This is a genomic window from Streptomyces sp. NPDC052107 (assembly GCF_040680215.1).
Classification (GTDB): Bacteria; Actinomycetota; Actinomycetes; order Streptomycetales; family Streptomycetaceae; genus Streptomyces.
Genome location: NZ_JBFAWG010000046.1, coordinates 24,922 through 42,899 on the forward strand (window position 1 = coordinate 24,922; position 17,978 = coordinate 42,899).

At 72.6% G+C, this 17,978-nt stretch carries 15 protein-coding genes; 8 read left to right on the forward strand and 7 right to left on the reverse strand.

Annotation, left to right across the window (positions count from 1 at the left end; translation table 11 throughout):
• Positions 1-14 precede the first annotated feature (14 nt).
• Genes AB0M27_RS32530 through AB0M27_RS32540 form a run of 3 tightly spaced genes read right to left on the reverse strand, consistent with a single transcriptional unit; the run spans position 15 to position 3,805 of the window.
• Positions 15-452: a roadblock/LC7 domain-containing protein gene (locus tag AB0M27_RS32530; protein ID WP_365727077.1), complete on the reverse strand. Its 438-nt coding sequence runs from the start codon at positions 450-452 to the stop codon at positions 15-17.
• A complete protein-coding gene (locus tag AB0M27_RS32535) occupies positions 449-2,983 on the reverse strand; it encodes a nitrate- and nitrite sensing domain-containing protein (RefSeq protein WP_365727078.1) in 2,535 nt (844 codons plus the stop codon). Before AB0M27_RS32535 ends, AB0M27_RS32530 begins: the two co-directional genes overlap by 4 nt.
• 48 nt (positions 2,984-3,031) lie before the next feature.
• Complete coding sequence (locus tag AB0M27_RS32540; protein WP_365727080.1) at positions 3,032-3,805, reverse strand: MHYT domain-containing protein; 774 nt, start codon at positions 3,803-3,805, stop codon at positions 3,032-3,034.
• A 151-nt stretch (positions 3,806-3,956) separates the two neighbouring features.
• Between AB0M27_RS32540 and AB0M27_RS32545 the strand changes: the two genes are divergently transcribed.
• The gene (locus tag AB0M27_RS32545) at positions 3,957-4,562 is read left to right on the forward strand and encodes a methyltransferase domain-containing protein (RefSeq protein ID WP_365727081.1); all 606 of its coding nucleotides are present in this window, start codon (positions 3,957-3,959) and stop codon (positions 4,560-4,562) included.
• 28 nt (positions 4,563-4,590) lie between these two features.
• Here AB0M27_RS32545 and AB0M27_RS32550 read toward each other — a convergent pair whose 3' ends face one another.
• A complete protein-coding gene (locus tag AB0M27_RS32550) occupies positions 4,591-5,346 on the reverse strand; it encodes an alpha/beta hydrolase (protein ID WP_365727082.1) in 756 nt (251 codons plus the stop codon).
• Positions 5,347-5,455: 109 nt separating this feature from the next.
• Here AB0M27_RS32550 and AB0M27_RS32555 point away from each other — a divergent pair, with 109 nt between their 5' ends.
• Positions 5,456-5,989 (forward strand): PadR family transcriptional regulator, encoded by a 534-nt coding sequence (locus AB0M27_RS32555; protein WP_365727084.1) that lies wholly within the window; start codon positions 5,456-5,458, stop codon positions 5,987-5,989.
• Here AB0M27_RS32555 and AB0M27_RS32560 read toward each other — a convergent pair.
• Positions 5,966-6,871, reverse strand: a complete 906-nt coding sequence (locus AB0M27_RS32560; protein ID WP_365727086.1) for an oxygenase MpaB family protein — start codon at positions 6,869-6,871, stop codon at positions 5,966-5,968. The two genes, AB0M27_RS32555 and AB0M27_RS32560, sit on opposite strands and share 24 nt — an antisense overlap.
• Positions 6,872-6,969: 98 nt before the next feature.
• Between AB0M27_RS32560 and AB0M27_RS32565 the strand changes: the two genes are divergently transcribed.
• Positions 6,970-7,266: a hypothetical protein gene (locus AB0M27_RS32565; protein ID WP_365727088.1), complete on the forward strand. Its 297-nt coding sequence runs from the start codon at positions 6,970-6,972 to the stop codon at positions 7,264-7,266.
• Positions 7,267-7,407: 141 nt separating this feature from the next.
• Positions 7,408-8,280: a hypothetical protein gene (locus AB0M27_RS32570; protein WP_365727089.1), complete on the forward strand. Its 873-nt coding sequence runs from the start codon at positions 7,408-7,410 to the stop codon at positions 8,278-8,280.
• A 603-nt stretch (positions 8,281-8,883) separates the two neighbouring features.
• Here AB0M27_RS32570 and AB0M27_RS32575 read toward each other — a convergent pair.
• Positions 8,884-9,066: a hypothetical protein gene (locus AB0M27_RS32575; RefSeq protein ID WP_365727091.1), complete on the reverse strand. Its 183-nt coding sequence runs from the start codon at positions 9,064-9,066 to the stop codon at positions 8,884-8,886.
• A gap of 378 nt (positions 9,067-9,444) precedes the next feature.
• On the opposite strand from AB0M27_RS32575, the gene AB0M27_RS32580 reads away from it, so the two are divergent.
• From AB0M27_RS32580 to AB0M27_RS32590, 3 genes are all read left to right on the forward strand, one after another.
• The gene (locus tag AB0M27_RS32580; RefSeq protein ID WP_365727092.1) at positions 9,445-12,327 is read left to right on the forward strand and encodes a DEAD/DEAH box helicase; all 2,883 of its coding nucleotides are present in this window, start codon (positions 9,445-9,447) and stop codon (positions 12,325-12,327) included.
• On the forward strand, positions 12,324-13,613 hold the full coding sequence (locus tag AB0M27_RS32585; protein WP_365727094.1) for an SWF or SNF family helicase: 1,290 nt from the start codon (positions 12,324-12,326) through the stop codon (positions 13,611-13,613). Before AB0M27_RS32580 ends, AB0M27_RS32585 begins: the two co-directional genes overlap by 4 nt.
• Before the next feature lie 134 nt (positions 13,614-13,747).
• Entirely contained in the window at positions 13,748-15,088 is a 1,341-nt protein-coding gene (locus AB0M27_RS32590) for an esterase-like activity of phytase family protein (protein ID WP_365727096.1), read from the forward strand.
• 82 nt (positions 15,089-15,170) lie between these two features.
• Here the strand turns inward: AB0M27_RS32590 and xylA are convergent, their stop codons facing one another.
• On the reverse strand, positions 15,171-16,337 hold the full coding sequence (gene xylA, locus AB0M27_RS32595) for a xylose isomerase (protein WP_365727098.1): 1,167 nt from the start codon (positions 16,335-16,337) through the stop codon (positions 15,171-15,173).
• 153 nt (positions 16,338-16,490) lie between these two features.
• On the opposite strand from xylA, the gene xylB reads away from it, so the two are divergent.
• Entirely contained in the window at positions 16,491-17,945 is a 1,455-nt protein-coding gene (gene xylB, locus AB0M27_RS32600) for a xylulokinase (protein WP_365727100.1), read from the forward strand.
• The last annotated feature ends 33 nt before the right edge of the window (positions 17,946-17,978 follow it).

Consider the following 17,978-nt stretch of genomic DNA (forward strand, 5'->3'; position numbering starts at 1 on the left):
CCGCCTGTTCCGGGTCATCCGGCTGCGGGCGGCTGCGCGGCGACCCGCGGCGGCGTGTACAGGTGCTCGCCGACCCTTTTGACCAGGCGTGCCATCTCGTAGGCGACCAACCCGATGTCGGCGCTGACCGCGGTGAGCACGGCGAGGCAGGAACCGTCACCGGCGGCGGCCACGAAGAGGAACGCGTCGTCCATCTCGACCATGGTCTGCCGCACGCCGCCCGCTCCGAAGTGCCGTCCCGCGCCCTTGGCGAGGCTGTTGAAACCGGAGGCCACGGCGGCGAGGTGCTCGGCGTCCTCCCGCGCGAGGGCGGTGGAGGCGCCGACGGCCAGTCCGTCGTTGGAGAGCACGACGGCGTGCCGTACCTCGCTCACGCGCATCACCAGGTCGTCGAGCAACCAGTCCAGTTCGCCGGAGCGCTGGCCGGCACTCGCGTTCGGGTCCTGGATCATGCCGGGTCTCCTTCGCTGCTGTCACTGCCCGTTTCGGGTTCCGGGGCGGCACCGCGCCCGGGCTGTCTGCCGCCGCCGCGAGCCCAGCCGTCGCGGTAGGCGGCCATGCGGTCCCGTACCAGTTCGGGGGTGCGCCGTTCGTCGCTGTGCCGTGCGGTCTCGGGCGCGGGCGCTTCGGGACGCTGATGCCGGAGCTGGGGTGCGAGGCTGGCCTGGCGCACACGGCGTGGGAGGTCATCGGTGCTCTCGGAGTCGTTCGGCGGTCGGTGCAGCCTCAAGGCGGTGACTCCGGGGGGTGGTGTTTCGTCGCCGTTTCCGCGCGGGCCCGGCTCGTCGGCGGCGCCTCGCGGGGCGGGAGCGGTGGCCGCGAGGGCGGGCCGGTCCGGGCGTGCGGCGACGGCCTCTTGACGTGAACTTGTGTCGGGCACGCGCGCGTACTCGCGTTCCGGCTCCTGCCGGGGTTGCTCACCTTGGTGGGAGGAACGTTCCACCGCGCCGCCGTGCAGCAGGGCGGTGGGCAGCAGGACGACCGCGGTGGTGCCTCCGTAGGGGGAGGTCCGCAGATGTACCTTGACGTCGTGCCGGGAGGCGAGCCGGCTGACGACGAAGAGCCCGAGCCGGTCGCTGTCGAACAGGTCGAGGGCCTCGGACTGTTCGATGCGGCGATTGGCCTCCGCGAGGGTCTCGGCGCCCATGCCGAGTCCCCGGTCCTCGATCTCCAGGGCGTAGCCGTTGCCGACGGGTTCACCGGTGACGCGTACGCGCGTGTGGGGCGGCGAGAACTGGGCGGCGTTCTCGACGAGTTCGGCGAGCAGGTGGGTGAGGTCGGCGACGGCGGTGCCGATGACATGGGCCTCGGGGAGCTGACGCACCTCCACACGCGCGTAGTCCTCGACTTCCGACACGGCGGCCCGTACGACGTTGGTCAGGGACACCGGCATGCGCCAGGCCCGGCCGGGTGCGGCGCCGGAGAGGATGATCAGGCTCTCGGCGTGCCGCCGCATCCGTGTGGTGAGGTGGTCCAGACGGAACAGGTCGCTCAGTTCGTCGGGGTCGTCCGAACGGCGCTCCATGCTGTCCAGGAGACTGAGCTGGCGGTGGACCAGTACCTGGCTGCGACGGGCCAGGTTGACGAAGACGCCGGAGATGCCGCTGGCTAGTTCGGCGCGTTCCACGGCGGCGCGCAGGGCGGCGCGGTGGACGATGGTCAGCGCTTCCGAGACCTGCCCCGTCTCGTCCTCGGCGGGTGGTCCGGCGGGCGCCTCCGCCTGGATGTCGATCTCCTCGCCCGCGCGCAGTCTGCGCATCGCTTCGGGGAGTTTGCGGCGGGCGATCTCCAGGGCGTCGTTGCGCAGGCTCACGAGTTCGACCACGAGACCGCGTCCGATGCGGACCGAGATGACGAGCGAGGCGGCGACGGCGGCCAGGCCGAGGAGCACGGCTGCGCCCGCGGGGCTGAGCAGGCCTCGGGTGTACGGGTCGGCCCGGCCCGCGACGGCGCGGCCCGTGTCCGCCGCGATGCCCTGCATGCGGTCCTGCACGCGCGCGTGGGCGGCGTTCCAGGCGGCCTGCGGTGCCGCGTCGGCCGGCTTGCCGCCGGGCCCGGCGGCGATGATCTTGTCCTCAGTGGTTCCGAGAGCGGTGTAGGTGTCGCTGTCGGCCAGCTCCTGCCAGGCGGCGCGCTGGGCGGCGGGCAGATCGGCGACGGCGGCCTCGGTGAGGGTACGGCGCGCGGCGACTGCGGCGCCGAACAGCCGTAGCCGCTCGCCCTGCAGCTGACCGGCAGTCCGCGCACCGCCGAGCAGGGTGTCCTCCTGGGCCAGCGCCTCGGCCGCCCGGCTGAATTCGAGCAGCACGCGCGCGTCCGAGCCGACGTCGTCCCGCTGGATGCCGGTGAGGGCGCCGTCCACGGTGAAGGCCGCGTCGATGCTCTTCGTGTACTGCGCGTACACCGTGTCCCAGCCGGCCTTGCGGTCGAGTACGGCCGTGCGCAGGGTGCGCAGGTGCTCGGCACCGGTGACGAAGGCGTCGAGGCGCTCGGAGACAGCGGCGGGCAGTTCCTGGCTGTCGGCGACGGTGTTGTTGCCGCCGAGCCGCAGCTTGGCCACCGCCCGGTCGGTGCGGGCGGCCAGGCTTCGCAGGTCGGTGCCGTCGCCCGTGCCCGCGGTGGCGTAACGCACGGCTGCGGTGCGCTCGGCCTGGAGGGCGGTGACGGCCGCGGCCACCGGGCTGCGCAGTTCGGCGTCTACCCGCTGGGACTGCCGCAGCCGGGCCACGTCCTGGGCGGTGGTGACGGTGGCGTACGCCCACAGGGCGAGCAGGGAGACGACCGGCACCATCAGCAGGCTGACCACCTTGGCGCGCACGGTGCGGGGGCGCAGATGCCGGCGGTTGCCACGCGCGCGTGCCTTGGCCGGTGTGCCGAGCGGGCGGTCGGCCTCCTCTGCCGCGGGTGGTCCGGCGTGTGCGCGGCGGCCGCGCGGCGGATGCGCGGCAGTGCCGGCTTTCGGGGTGGTACGGGGTGGGCGCATGGCCTCCTCGCTCGGAACGTGGGTCGGGGCGCTCGGGCCGGGCTCCCGCTAGCGGGCGATGCTCTCGACGGGCCGCTGGGCGGAGGCGGACGCCTTTCGCTCGTCGGCCGTGGGCGAGAGGGCGACGAAGGCCGAGGTGATGAACAGGTAGGACCCGAGGCCGACGGCGAGGGGGAAGATGAACTGCATCGCCGTGGCCCCGGGCAGGGTCTCGCTGGAGGGGTTCACATGCACGCTCACCGCGAACATCCCGGTGTAGTGCATGCTGCTGACGGCCGCTCCCATGACGAGGGAGGCGACGGTGACCGCGAGGGGCGACTTGATGTTGAGCCCGGCCCACAGGGCCGCGGTCGCCGCCACGACGGCGATCAGCACCGACACTCCGACGAGGACGGGGTCGTACCTGACGTCGCCGTGCAGCCGCACCGCGGCCATGCCCAGGTAATGCATGCTCGCGACGCCCACCCCGGTGGTGAGGCCGCCGATGAAAAGCGCCCGGGTGCGGTCGCGGCTGTAACCGACGGCGAAGACGCCGGCACAGACGACGACCATGGCGACGAGAAGGCTGAGCATGGTCAGCGGCACGTTGTAGCGAATGTCGGTGCCGCTGACGCGGAAGCCGAGCATGGCCACGAAGTGCATGGTCCAGATGCCCGTCCCGATCGCGGAGGCCGCGGTGATGAGCCAATTGCGGCGCGAGCGGCCGGTGGTGCCGAGCGCGCGGACGGTACAGCGCAGTCCGAGCGCGGCGCCTATGCAGGCCATGACGTACGACAGTACGGGGGTCAGCCAGCCGAAGGCGGCGTGGTCCAGGTGTCCCATGGCCAAGGGACGCTAGGGGGGCACGGTCGCACAAAGGGGGCGCATTTCGAAAGGTGTTGGAATATGACACGCAGATGCGACGGAACGATCGGGTCCGGCCCGAACGTGTGCGCCTATGTATCCCCCGTGACGGTGAGGAATCATGCGGAACATGAGCGACGACCACACACACGTGCAGGATTTCTTCACCGCCCGTGCGGCCGACTGGGACAGCCGGTTCCCCGACGACGGTCCCGCCTACGCCGCGGCGGTCGCCGATCTCGGCCTGCGGCCGGGCGACCGCGTGCTGGACGCGGGCTGCGGCACGGGGCGCGCCCTGCCGCCGCTGCGGGCCGCCGTGGGCGCGTCCGGTATGGTGTTGGGCGCCGATCTGACGCCTGCGATGCTCGAGGCCGCGGTGCGGGCGGGCCGCGACCGGAACGCGCGCCTGCTGCTCGCGGACGTCGCCGCGCTGCCGCTGCGGTCCGGCTCGCTGGACGCCGTGTTCGCGGCCGGCCTGATCGCCCATCTGCCGCACCCGGAGAAGAACTTGCGGGAGCTGGTCCGGGTGGTACGGCCCGGCGGCGTGCTCGCGCTGCTCCATCCCATCGGTCGTGCGGCTCTGGCGGCACGTCAGGGCCGGCGGATCACCCCCGATGACCTGCGCGCCGAGACCAACCTCGGTCCGCTGCTGCACCGCTCGGGGTGGAACATGACGACGTACGTCGACGAGGACGCCCGTTTCCTCGCGCTCGCGGTGCGCCGGCGCGGGGACTGAACGTCGTAGCAGTGACAGCCGGGGCGGGTCAGTCCGTTCCGGCGACGGCCGCCGCGAAAGCGTCGGGGTTGTCGAACATGACGTCGCGCCCGGCGCCCGGCACCGTCGCCACGCGCACCCCGGCGGCTTCCAGGCCCTCCCGGCCCGCCAGTTCGCCGCTCAGCTCACCCTGGAGATAGACCCGCTCGACGGGCAACTTTTCCAGGATCGTGCGCATCACCGGCTCCGAGCCCCGGCGGAGGCCGACGGCGCTGCGGTGCAGGGCGCGCGGGTCGGCCAGCCGCATGGTGGCCGCCCACAGCGGACCGACGGTCTGCAGCACGCGCGCGTGCTGCTCGTCCACGAAGTCGTCCTCCTCATAGGCGGCGATCCCGCTGCTGGCGGCCGTGAGCGGCGGGAAGGCGTCCAGGTTGGCCTCTGTGAGGACCAGCCGGGAGGCGAGGTCGGGCCGCCGGTGGGCGAGCACGACGGCCACGGCACCGCCCATGCTGTGCCCGATCAACTCGGCGCCGCTGACGCGGGCTTGGTCGAGCACGACCGCCACCGCGTCGGCGTGCTCCTCCAGCGTGTAGCCGAACGTCCCGGGCCGGTCGCTGAGGCCGTGTCCCGGCAGATCCGCGAACAGGCTGCGCTGGCCCGCGAGTTCGGCACGGGCCGCGATGTGCGCGTGATAGACGGCGGACATCGAGCCGAGCCCGTGCAGATACACCCGCGCGGGCTCCGCCCCCGGTGCCTCGGTCCAGCGGATCCAACTGCCCTCACCGTCGAACACGGCCTGCTTCACATTGCCCTCCCTGGCGTCCTCCGACGTTCCGATATACCTCGCTATCGATGTATGGCGGCAAGGAAGTATCGGGTTGGCGAGGTACAGCGCCCCGGGCGAGAATGCGACCGTGCTCGAACTCGCCATCCTCGGTTTCCTCTACGACGCCCCGCTGCACGGCTACGTCCTGCGCCGGCACATCGCGGCCCTCACCGGCCACGTCCGGCCCATTGCCGAAAGCACGCTGTACCCAGCGATCAAGCGGCTGGAGAAAGCGGGGCTGCTGGTCCGGGCCACCGAGCCGGGCGCCGTGGCCGCACCGCGCCACGTACTGAGGCTGACCGAGGAGGGCAGGCGTGAGCTCAGGCGCCGGCTCGCCGAGCCCGCGCAGCGCGAGATCACCGACGAGAACCAGTGGTTCACGCTGCTCGCGTTCCTGCGGCACCTGGAGGATCCCGCCGCCCAGGCGGCCGTACTGCGACGTCGGCTGGCCTTTCTGGAGGAGCCCGCGAGTTTCTTCTACGACGGCGACCGTCCACTGCGCGCCGAGGAGCTGGACGACCCGTTCCGGCGCGGTGTCCTCACCATCGCGCGTGCCACGAGCCGGGCCGAACTGGCCTGGCTGCGCGACACCCTCGCCTCACTCGACGACGTCGGGCGCTGAGCCGTCCCGGCGCCGCACCGGGCAGCCGCGCAGCCCGGGAACCGGGCGGGTGCCCAGGTCCGCCACCCGGTAGCCGTCCGGATAGCTCTTGATCTCCCAGTTCCGCCGTGCGAAGTGCGGGGCACGGCGCGGCGGCAGCAGCCGGACGAGCCGGCCACGCGTGCGTACGGCCCGACGCACGAACGCCGAGGTGGCCGCGCCGGGCGGAGCGTAACGGAAGGCGCGCAGCAGCGGCTCGTCGAGCAGAGCGAGTGTCGCGGTGCGCAGCAACGGCGCCAGCGGACGCGGGTACCAGGACGCCATCAGGTCGAGTGTGGCGTCCGAGACCCGCCGGGACTGCTCGTCCCAGCCGAAGTGCTCCTCCTCGTATGCGTCGAGGAGCACCTCGAACTCCTCGTACGTCTCGGGGATGCCGGGAATTCCCATGTGCCGGCCGAGGGCGCGGTAGTACTCGGTGGTGGCGACGATCTCGTGCCGCGACAGCCGCCGCCAGCCGTAGGCGTCGATCCAGCGCCTCGGCATCACGACGAAGGTGCTCAGCACATACCGCATGTCGTCGTCGCTGATGTCGTAGCTACGGTGCATCTGATTGATGCGGCGGATCGCGGTACGGCCCTCTTCCGAGGCGAAACCGTGCTCGACCATGGTGTCGAGGAGCAGAGCGGTGTCGTCGTACCGCTTCTGCGTGCGCTCGGTCAGCTCCGCCGTCCGCGCGAGCAGCCGCCCGATGCTGGGCACCGCGTACGTGCGGTACAGGGCCAGCTCCAGGGCGCGGGTGTAGTCCCAGGGGAACTCGAACGCCGCACTGAGCCGATAGATCTCCAGGGCGTCCGCCACGGGATCCAGCCGGCGGATCTGCCCGAGCCGCTCGAAGCGCTTCACGACGTCGTCCCCCTTCTGCCGCGGAAAGTACAACTCTACGTTGAATGACAGCAGATGAACGATCGACGACGACCCCAATCGGGGGGAGGGTGGTCCGCGTGTTCGGCCAGATACGCAAGTACGCCGCCAGACTCCGCACCTCCACGCACGCGCAGCCGGTGAGCACTCGGGAGAGACGTGCGCACAACTTGTTCGAAGCGGCGGCCACTTATGTCGTGGCGCGCGCGGAGGACGACCAGGACCGGATCGAGGAGGCGGCGGCCTGGGTGTCGCCGGAGGCGCTGTCGTTCGGGGTGAGCGAACTCGCCTGCCGGGCCGTCGTCGCGCTGGCCCGGGAGCGCGACGAGTCGCCCGCGGCGGTGGCCCGTCATCTCCTCGGGCTGCCCACGGGCTGATCGGAAGCTTCCGGTCCGCCGTGGTCGTTTCGCCCCCGTCCAGGCGGAAACCTGCAGCTCCGCGTGGTGTGAGCAGTCGTGACAAGCGGCTTCCGCTCGCACTAGGGTGCGCGCCGATGGACGAACCACTGGGAGGCAGGGATGGCCGGAGCCGACGATGAGGCCGTCGCCGCCGCGGACGATGCGCTGTACGTACTGACGGCGGTGCTGCTGACGCCGGCACAGTTTCCGAGCGTGCTGGGCGACGACTATCCGGAGGCGTGTGCGGCGCTGGGACTCGCGCCGCTCGCCGACGGGTACGGCCTGGTGCTGGGCCAGGACGGAGACGGTGCGCGCTGGACGGTCGTGATCGACGACGTCTCGCTGGTCGCCGTGGCGATCGCGTCCTGGGACTGCGGCATGGAGTACGAGCTGTCCCCGGACGAGCGAGCGGTCGTGGCCGCCCTGCCGGGCTGGCCGCTGGCCGTCGCCGTCGCGGCTCCCGGTGTCCCCGCCCCGCACGACCCCGACCCCGAGGCGGCGGACCGGCCCGCGCTGAGCCCGCCGGACACCAGCTCCTGGGGTCCGGCCCAGCGCCGCCTGGGCGCCGACGAGATAGCCCTGCAGTGGGCGGCATGGCGGGAGCAGCTCAAGGACGAGGAATTCTCCGTGCTGGACGGGCAGGAGAAGCCGGACGAGCAGGCGAAGCCGGGCGAGCCCGAGAAGGCCGAGGAGTCGTCGCCGGAGAGCGGGCAGGGCGTGCCGCGCCACCAGGGGATCAGGCGGGTGCTCGCGGAGGCACGCGCCTACGTCGAGTCGCCGCCGCCGCTCGGCCGGGTCCGCTCGTCGTTCGCCCCCGGTGACGCCCGTACGTTGCGCGCCGACGGCCCCGGCTGGTCGATCGTGGCCCGCACCGACGACATCGCCTTCGTCCTGCTCGACGAGGAGCCCGGCGAGGTCCTGCCGGTGGGCCGGGGCCCCGAGCTGCCGGGCCTGCTGGAGGCACTCGACAAGATGGCCGTACGGCCCATCTGAGACCGGACGGCGGGGCCGGCATGCGACGCGGGGCACCCCTCCGGCCCGCCGTCGGATGCCGGGCCCTCTCACGGCCTGCCGCATGTTGGCGGACGCGGGTCCGGTCGCCGTTCGACGGGCAAGCGGAGGCAAGCTCGCCATCGCGGCCGGACGACCGCGGACCCGCCGCCACCCGAGGCCAGACGACGACCGCACCGCCCACCCACGGTCCGAGGTCGAGCCACGACCGCACCGCCCACCCGGGAACCCCAGGCCGGACCACGCCCACACGGCCCACCCGGGAACCCGAGGCCGGACGACGACCGCACGGCCTACGCGAGGACTCGGCGCGGCCGGAACCGCCTCCCAGCCCACCGCGCTCCGCCACAGCCGTACAGCCGGTGCTGAGTCCTGGTGGCCCCGCGCGGTGCGAGTGCGAGACCCCCAGGCCAGCACCCAGCCCTGCCGCGAGGGCCAGGTGCCGCCACGAGGCCTGGGCGCGCCCCAGAGGCCCCTCCGGCCCCCGCAGTCACCTCCGCGCGCCCCCCAGCGGCGTCCGCCGCCGGGAAGCCTGCGGCTCTCGCCTCTCAGGAGCCGGATCCATCCGCGGCGCCGGCGGTACCGTCAGCGGCCGAGTTCTTTGCGCGTGACCCGGCGGAGCCTGCGCCGCTGTGAGGGGTCCAGCGCCAGATACGCGGCCACCGGAACCCCGACCACGATCAGGAACGCCACCCACCAGGGCAGCCAGATCAGCAGGATCAGCCCGATCGCCACACCCCCGACGGCGATCTTCGCGTTGTTGGACATGTGCGTCGCCTCCTTCGCGGCCACTGCCGCTCTCTGCTCTGAGAACGGCCCCCCACTCCCCGCGGTTCCTGAGCTCGCCCCTGAGACATCCCTGAGACCCACCCCCTACTGGATGAGACTCGCTGCCCTTGCGGATCGACGCGCGGCCTCATCCGCGCCGGAACAGGACCGTGATAGCACTCCACTCCCCATCGTGCTCCTGGTCGGGAGAGTTCCCCATCATGCCGTGCCCGCGAGTGCCACGATCGCTGGCCGCCACTCGAACAGATTGTGAAATGCCCCGGATCACGAGGGCAGTATGCCGGGGCTTCCTTCGGCGTGCTGTACTCTCGGCGACTTCAACCCCAGGTAGTCAAATTTGAGGAGTGCGCCAGAGCTGTGCAGACCATTCCCACGGCACCACCCTCCGAGCTCTCCGAACTGGCCCGCTGCTGCGCGGCATTCCTGCCGTCCGACCCGGCGCGCACCGGCCGGATCGCATTCTGGCGACCGGACGGCGAGGCTCCTCCCGCCGTAGCCGGTCCCGGCGGCATCGACGACTCCCCGACGGAACTGGACATCGTGCTGCGCACGGCGGACGGCGTCGTCGAGCCGGTCCGCACGCCCGCGCTCCTGCTGCCCGTGCAGCGCGCCCTGCCGCTGCTCACACGCGCGCGTGTACTGCGCCAAGGGCATCGCTCGGCCACCTTCTGGGGCGCCGCCTGCCACCTGGCCCTGCATTTCCTGGCGCGCGGCCTGCTGCTGCCGGGGCTCTCCCCCGGCGATCACGACGCCTGGCGAGTGGGCCCGCTGTCCGCTCGGGACGCGGAGCTGGTCCGCGAACTCGCGGCCGCCATGCCCCCACAGGCCCATGCGGTGCCGCTCGCAGTCCGGGGGCAGCCCCGTCTCCCGGACCCGGAGCGGCTGCTGCGCGCTTTCCTGGACGCGGTCGCCGACGTGCTCCCGCGCTCGCCCGCGGCCGAGGCTGTGACCGGTGGCCCCGCGTACGCGGCGCCGGAGCCGCAGCGGCTGCCCGCACTGCGGGCGTGGGCCGACGAGATCGCCGCCGGTCATGACGCGGGCGTGCGGTTGTCGCTGCGCGTGGAGGTCCCCGGGCTCGACGACACGCAGCAGGACGACGCCCCCGTCCGGTTCCGTGCGGTGCTGCAGGTGCACGGCGTGAGCGGAGCGGCGGACGTCCTCGATGCCGCCGGCCTGTGGACCGGCACGGGAGACGTACACGAATCGGTCGGTCCACGCGCGCGTGCCGACGCGTTGCTGGCGCTGCGCCGCGCCGCCCACGCCTGGCCGCCGTTGACCCCGCTGCTCTCCGCCGGCGTACCCGACGCCGTCGACCTCGATGACGACGAGATCGCCGAGTTGCTGGGCGAGGGCGCACGGTCCCTGGTCGCGGTGGGAGTCGACGTGCACTGGCCGAAGGAACTGGCGCACGACCTCACGATGCATGCGACCGTCGGCCCGCCGGACGACGGCGCGGCCGGCCCGCGGGACGCGGCGGCGCCCGCGTCTCTGCTCTCGCCGGACGCCGAGGTCTCCTTCAGCCGGTGGTTCGCGCTGGGCGGACGGGAGCTGTCCCGGGAGGAGCTGGACCGGCTCGCGGAGGCCAAGCGCCCCCTGGTGCGGCTGCACGACGGGTGGGTCCTGGTCGACCCGCAACAGGCACACCGTGCCCGGACCCGGAAGGACCACGTCCTCGCCCCCGTCGAGGCGCTGGCCGCCGCCCTGACGGGCTCGGTGGAGGTCGACGGCCACCCGGTGGACGTGCGGTCCTCCGGATGGCTGGACCGGCTCCGGGAACGGCTCACGGACACCGGTACGGCACGTACTGTCGGGCAGCCGCCCGGACTGGCCGCCACCCTGCGCGACTATCAACTCCGCGGACTCGACTGGCTCGCCGGCATGACGTCCCTGGGCCTGGGCGGCTGTCTGGCCGACGACATGGGCCTCGGCAAGACCGTCACGCTGATCGCGCTGCATCTGCACCGGCAGACGGACGCCTCGACCGCCGGTCCCACGCTCGTCGTCTGCCCGGCCTCCCTGCTCGGCAACTGGCAGCGCGAGATCGAGCGGTTCGCTCCCGGTGTGCCGGTGCGCAGGTTCCACGGTCCCGGACGCGCTCTCGCTGCCGTCGCGGACGGGGAGTTCGTCCTGACGACGTACGGCACGATGCGCCTGGACGCCGAGCGGCTCGCCGCGCTGCCCTGGGGCATGGTGGTGGCAGACGAGGCGCAGCACGTGAAGAACCCCTACTCGGCCACCGCGCGGGCGCTGCGTTCCATCGGGGCACACGCGCGCGTGGCGCTCACCGGCACCCCGGTGGAGAACAACCTCACCGAACTGTGGGCCATCCTGGACTGGACGACTCCCGGCCTGCTCGGCCGCCTGGGCACGTTCCGCGCGCGCTATGCGCAGCCGGTCGAGGGCGGACTCGACCCGGCCGCCGCACAGCGGCTCGCGAGGCTCGTCCGTCCGTTCCTGCTGCGCAGGCGCAAGTCGGACCCCGGTATCGCCCCGGAGCTTCCGCCCAAGACCGAGAGCGATCACCCGGTGGCCCTCACCGCTGAACAGGCAGGGCTGTACGAGGCGTTGGTCCGCGAGACGCTCGACCGGATCGCGGCGGCCGACGCCATGGCCCGCCGCGGCCTCATCGTGCAGTTGCTGACCGGCCTGAAGCAGATCTGCAATCACCCCGCGCAGTTCCTCAAGGAGGACGAACCCCGGCTCGCGGGGCGCTCGGGGAAGCTGGAGCTGCTCGACGAACTTCTCGGCACCATGCTCGCGGAGGGTTCGGGTGTGCTCGTCTTCACCCAGTACGTCCGTATGGCCCGGCTGCTCGAACGGCACCTGACGGCCCGTGGGGTGCCGTCGCTGCTCCTGCACGGCGGCACTCCGGTCACCGCGCGCGAGGAGCTGGTACGGCGTTTCCAGGACGGCGAGGTACCGGTGTTCCTGCTGTCCTTGAAGGCCGCCGGGACGGGCCTGAACCTCACCCGCGCCGAGCATGTCGTGCACTACGACCGCTGGTGGAATCCGGCGGTCGAGGCCCAGGCCACGGACCGCGCGTACCGCATCGGGCAGACCCGCCCGGTGCAGGTCCACCGGCTGATCGCCGAGGGAACCCTGGAGGACCGCATCGCGGATCTGCTCGGGCGCAAGCGGGAGTTGGCGGACGCGGTGCTCGGAACCGGCGAGACAGCGCTGACGGAACTGGGTGACGCGGAACTGGCCGCACTGGTGGAACTGCGCGGGGAGGCACGATGAGCCGCTACGACGAGCACGGGCAAGACAATGAGGCGGGGCGCACGTTCGCCGCACTGCCGCCCGCACGCGGGCGCTGGTTCGCGCAGAGCTGGTGGGGCCGCGCATGGCTGCGGGCCCTGGAGGACACCGCCCTGGACGCGGCGGCGGTCAAGGCCGGCCGCCGGCTCGCCCGGGCGGGCGGAGTGGGCGCGGTGACCGTGCGGCCGGGCCGGGTCACCGCCGTCGTATGCGACCGCGGAGGCGCGGCCCACCGGGCCGACGTCCTGGTGCCGGAACTGTCCGAGGAGGAGTGGGGACGGTTCCTGGACATGGCCGTGGAGCAGGCCGGGCACATGGCCGCGCTCCTCGACGGCGAGCTGCCGCCGCATCTGATCGAGGACGCCGCGGTCGGCGGAATCGAGCTTCTGCCGGGCCTGGGCGATCTGGAGCCCGCGTGCGACTGCGGGACATGGGACCACTGCGGGCACACCGCCGCGCTGTGTCACCAGGTGGCGCGGCTGCTGGACGAGGATCCGTTTCTGCTTCTGCTGCTGCGCGGACGCGCGAAGGCGGCGTTCCTGACGGAGCTGCATGTGCGCAGTACGGCGCCCCGCTCGGAACCCTCCACGTCCGCCGTCGGCGGCGTGGACGCGGCGGAGGCGTGGGCGGCCGGGGACATCCTTCCTCCGCTGCCCGAACTGCCGGGTCTCCCGCGGACGCCGGGCACGCCGCCGTCCCTCGCCGCCGGGACGGCACCGGCGCCCGGTATCGACCCGTTGGCGCTGGAGCACCTCGCGGGCCGCACCGCGGCGGAGGCGTACCGGCTCCTTGCGGAGATGCTCCGCTCGGAGCCTTGGGATGGCACTGCTCTGACGTCCGCTCAGGACGCCCTGCGGCTCGCGTGCGGAGCGCCCTCCGGCGCTGTCACCGAGCGGCTCGCGCAGCGGTCGGGCCGTGGTCGCGAGGGGCTGGCCACGGCTGTCCGCGCCTGGCGTGCCGGGGGCGTGACGGCGCTGACGGTGCTCGACGAGGAGTGGCAGGTGGAGGGCGTGCCGCTCGCACGCGCGCGTGCGGCACTCGAAGCGGCCTGGGAGCAGGACGAGCGGCCGCCGTTCGACACAAGCGGCAATCGGTGGACGGTCCCGGGCGAGGGAATCCAGCTGCGCCTCGGCCGGGACGGCCGCTGGTGGCCGTATCGCGACGAAGCCGGTCGGTGGGTTCCTGCGGGCGGCCCGGACCGTGAGCCGGAGACGGCACTCGCGACGGCACGGCTCGGCACCGAGGCGGAGGACCGACACGGTTTCTGAGGACTCGTCATCACGGAAACCGCCGCGATCCGATGAACGGCCGATGCCGGCTGTTCACGCCGCGGTTGTACAGCGTTCCTCACGGGGCCCAAATCTGGCCGCTGTCAACGAACTTGTCCTTTTCAGGAGGCCCGATGTCCCCGCACGATGCCGGCCGGCGCCGCGTCCAACGTTCCGTCACCACGCGCCTGCCCCTGGCCCTGGCGGCCGCTCTCGTGGCCGCGGGAACGGCCACGGCGGCGCCGTCCCGGGACGCCCGCGTCATCCGCACGGCGACGCTCGGCGAGATCCCGCTCGGCACGTTCAGCAACGCGCTGCTGCCCGGCAGCGTCGACGACGACCACGGGGTGCAGCTCGGCGGCATCGGCAGTGACATCTACCCGGCGGGCCGCAAGGGCGAGTACTGGACGGTGACCGACCGCGGCCCCAACGGGCAGATCAAGGTGGACGGCAAGAAGCGCCGCACCTTCCCGGTGCCGGGATTCGACCCCGCGATCGTGAAGATCCGGGTCTGCGGAGACGAAGTCCAGGTCATCGACGCGATCCCGCTCACCACCTCCTCCGGGAAGGCCGTCACCGGGCTGCCCGACCAGCAGAGCCGCGACGAGGCGCCGTACACCTATGACGCGAAGACGCCGCTCTCGTACGACCCGAACGGCCTCGACACCGAGGGCATCGTGCGCGCCGCCGACGGTACGTTCTGGCTCGTCGACGAGTACGGCCCCTCGCTGATCCACGTCTCCGCGCACGGGAAGGTGCTCACCCGGTACGTGCCCAAGGGGCTCGGCCTGACGGGCGCGAACTACCCGGTGGTCGAGGCGCTGCCGTCGATCTTCCTGCACCGCAAGATCAACCGGGGTTTCGAGGGGCTGGCGCAGCTTCCCGACGGTGACCTGGTGATGGCCCTGCAGAGCCCGCTGTCGCTGCCGGACGCGGACGCCGGGGATGCCTCGCTCACCACCCGGCTGCTGCGCTTCTCGCCGCGCGAGAAGGCCGTCACCGCCGAATACGCCTACCGGTTCGACCCGGTGAACGTGGTCGACCCGAGCGAGGACGACACGTCCGAACTGAAGATCTCCTCGGTGGTGGCCGTGGGCGGCGACCGGCTGCTCGTCGAGGAGCGCACGGACAAGGCGGCCCGGCTGCAACTGGTCCAGCTGGGGCGCAAGTCGAGCATTCTGGGCGGCCCGTGGGACGACGACACGACCTCGCCGTCGCTGGAGCAGCTGGACGATCCGGCGACCGCCGGCGTGCCAGTGCTGGCCAAGCGGCTCGTGGTCGACCTGAACAAGGTCGACGGCGTGCAGCAGAAGATCGAGGGCATCGCGCGCGTGGACCGCGACACGCTCGCCTTGATCAACGACAACGACTTCGGGATGACCGACGGTGCGGGCGCGTTCGACGCACAGGGCCGGCTGGTCGACAGCGGGATCAAGACGACCGTCGTGTACGTCCGGCTGCCCGAGGGACTGTGACGTTCCTCAACCGGACAGTCCGGAAAGTGGACTGTGACGGAGGGCCGGGATCGCGCGTGCCGCGCCCCGGCCCTCCGTGCGTTCAGCCGCGCGCGCCCAGCAGGTGGTCCATGGCGAGCTGGTCGAGACGCTCGAACGCCATGCCACGCGCGGCCACGGCCGCGACATCGAACTCCTCGAAGGCCGAACTGTCCGCGAGCAGCGCCTGCAGGCCGTCCGCCGCGGTCGGCTGGGTCAGCTGGTCCAGGCGCGAGGCACGCAGCGCCTCCTGCACCTCCGGATCGGCGCGGAAGGCCGCGGCGCGCTCCTTGAGGATGAGGTAGTTGCGCATGCAGCCGGCCGCCGAGGCCCACACGCCGTCGAGGTCCTCGGTCCGCGGCGGCTTGAAGTCGAAGTGGCGCGGGCCGTCGTAGCCGGCGATCTCCAGCAGGTCGACCAGCCAGAACGCCGCCCGCAGGTCACCAGCGCCGAACCGCAGGTCCTGGTCGTACTTGATGCCGGACTGGCCGTTGAGGTCGATGTGGAACAGCTTGCCCGCCCACAGGGCCTGCGCGATGCCGTGCGGGAAGTTCAGGCCGGCCATCTGCTCGTGGCCCACCTCGGGGTTGACGCCGTAGAGCTCGGGGCGCTCCAGGCGCTCGATGAAGGCCAGCGCGTGGCCGACGGTGGGCAGCAGGATGTCGCCGCGCGGCTCGTTCGGCTTGGGCTCGATGGCGAAGCGGAGGTCGTAGCCCTGGGTGGTGACGTACTCCCCGAGCAGGTCGAAGGCCTCCTTCATGCGGTCCAGGGCGGCGCGTACGTCCTTGGCGGCGCCGGACTCCGCTCCCTCGCGGCCGCCCCAGGCGACGTATGTCTTCGCGCCCAGCTCGACGGCGAGGTCGATGTTGCGGATGGTCTTGCGGAGCGCGTAGCGGCGCACGTCGCGGTCGTTGGCGGTGAAGGCGCCGTCCTTGAAGACCGGGTGGGTGAACAGGTTGGTGGTGGCCATCGGCACGGTCATGCCGGTGGCGTCCAGGGCCTGGCGGAACCGCTTGATGTGCGACTCGCGCTCGGTCTCCGACGACCCGAACGGGATCAGGTCGTCATCGTGGAAGGTCACGCCGTGGGCGCCGAGCTCGGCCAGGCGCTGCACCGTCTCGACCGGGTCGAGGGCACGGCGGGTGGCGTCGCCGAACGGGTCCCTTCCCTGCCAGCCGACGGTCCACAGGCCGAACGTGAACCTGTCCTCGGGGGTGGGCTGGTAGTTCATGCCGCGGCTCCTTGCTGCGTTGCGACTATTTCGTCATGGCCGTTTACAAATTAGTATGCGCTCGCGCCTCTGGGAAGAGACAAGATGTCTTTGTCCCGCAGAGTCGCCGAAAGTCACGGAAATCGCGGAACGTCGCGGAAAAGGGAGAGCCCGATGTCAGCAGCCGAGGGTCCGCTCGTCGTCGGCGTGGACACATCCACCCAGTCCACGAAGGCACTGGTCGTCGACGCGGCCACCGGCCAGGTGGTGGCGAGCGGCCAGGCGCCGCACACCGTGTCCGCCGGCGCGGGCCGCGAGAGTGACCCGCGTCAGTGGTGGGACGCGGTGTGCGAGGCGCTCAGCCAGTGCGGTGACGCGGCCCACGAGGCGGCCGCGGTGTCGATCGGCGGCCAGCAGCACGGCCTGGTCACCCTGGACGAGCGGGGCGAGCCGGTGCGTCCTGCGCTGCTGTGGAACGACGTACGCTCGGCGCCGCAGGCCCGCCGGCTGGTGGAGGAACTGGGCGGGCCGAAGGCCTGGGCGGAGCGCACGGGCAGCGTACCCGGCGCGTCCTTCACGGTCACGAAGTGGGCATGGCTGGCCGAGCACGAGCCGGAGTCGGTCCGTGCGACCAAGGCGGTACGGCTCCCCCACGACTACCTCACCGAGCGCCTGACCGGGCAGGGCACCACCGACCGCGGCGACGCGTCCGGCACCGGCTGGTGGGCGTCCGGCACGGAGACGTACGACGCGGAGACCCTGGCGCACGTAGGTCTCGACCCGGCGCTGCTGCCCCGGGTGGTGCGGCCGGGAGAGGTGGCCGGCACCGTGCGCGACAGCCACGACCTGCCGTTCTCCAAGGGCACGCTGGTCGCCCCCGGCACCGGCGACAACGCGGCGGCGGCACTCGGTCTCGGCCTGCGGCCCGGCACCCCGGTGCTCAGCCTCGGCACCTCCGGCACGGTGTACGCCGTCTCCAGACACCGCCCGGCCGATCCCACCGGCACGGTGGCGGGGTTCGCCGACGCGCACGGGGACTGGCTTCCCCTGGCCTGCACCCTGAACTGCACGCTCGCAGTGGACCGCGTCGCGGCGCTGGTGGGCCTGGACCGCGATGCGGTGGAGCGCGGCGGCGCCGTGACCCTGCTGCCGTACCTGGACGGCGAGCGCACCCCGAACCTGCCGAACGCCTCCGGGCTGCTGCACGGCCTGCGCCACGACACGACCGCCGGGCAGCTGCTGCAGGCCGCGTACGACGGCGCCGTGCACGCGCTGCTGGGCGCGCTCGACCTGGTCCTGGACGAGGACGCGGACCGCAGCACCCCGCTGCTGCTGATCGGCGGCGGGGCCCGGGGGACGGCCTGGCAGCAGACGGTACGGCGGCTGTCCGGGCGGCCGGTCCAGGTCCCCGAGGCCCGGGAACTGGTCGCCCTCGGAGCCGCGGCACAGGCCGCGGGCCTGCTGACCGGCGAGGACCCGGCCGCGGTGGCCCGCCGCTGGAACACGGCCGCGGGGCCGGTGCTGGACGCCGTGGAGCGGGACCAGGAGACGCTGGAACGGATCACCGGGGTACTCTCCGACGCGGCCCCCCTGCTGGAGCGGGGGACGCAGACCACGCCGCGCGCATGAGCCGGGCGACAGACACCGAGGACTGACTTCAGG

Coding starts and splice junctions, on each gene's coding strand:
- AB0M27_RS32530 (WP_365727077.1), bottom strand. CDS start 452: ATGATCCAGGACCCGAACGCGAGTGCCGGCCAGCGCTCCGGCGAACTG.
- AB0M27_RS32535 (WP_365727078.1), bottom strand. CDS start 2,983: ATGCGCCCACCCCGTACCACCCCGAAAGCCGGCACTGCCGCGCATCCG.
- AB0M27_RS32540 (WP_365727080.1), bottom strand. CDS start 3,805: ATGGGACACCTGGACCACGCCGCCTTCGGCTGGCTGACCCCCGTACTG.
- AB0M27_RS32545 (WP_365727081.1), top strand. CDS start 3,957: ATGAGCGACGACCACACACACGTGCAGGATTTCTTCACCGCCCGTGCG.
- AB0M27_RS32570 (WP_365727089.1), top strand. CDS start 7,408: ATGGCCGGAGCCGACGATGAGGCCGTCGCCGCCGCGGACGATGCGCTG.
- AB0M27_RS32575 (WP_365727091.1), bottom strand. CDS start 9,066: ATGTCCAACAACGCGAAGATCGCCGTCGGGGGTGTGGCGATCGGGCTG.
- AB0M27_RS32585 (WP_365727094.1), top strand. CDS start 12,324: ATGAGCCGCTACGACGAGCACGGGCAAGACAATGAGGCGGGGCGCACG.
- AB0M27_RS32590 (WP_365727096.1), top strand. CDS start 13,748: ATGTCCCCGCACGATGCCGGCCGGCGCCGCGTCCAACGTTCCGTCACC.
- xylA (WP_365727098.1), bottom strand. CDS start 16,337: ATGAACTACCAGCCCACCCCCGAGGACAGGTTCACGTTCGGCCTGTGG.
- xylB (WP_365727100.1), top strand. CDS start 16,491: ATGTCAGCAGCCGAGGGTCCGCTCGTCGTCGGCGTGGACACATCCACC.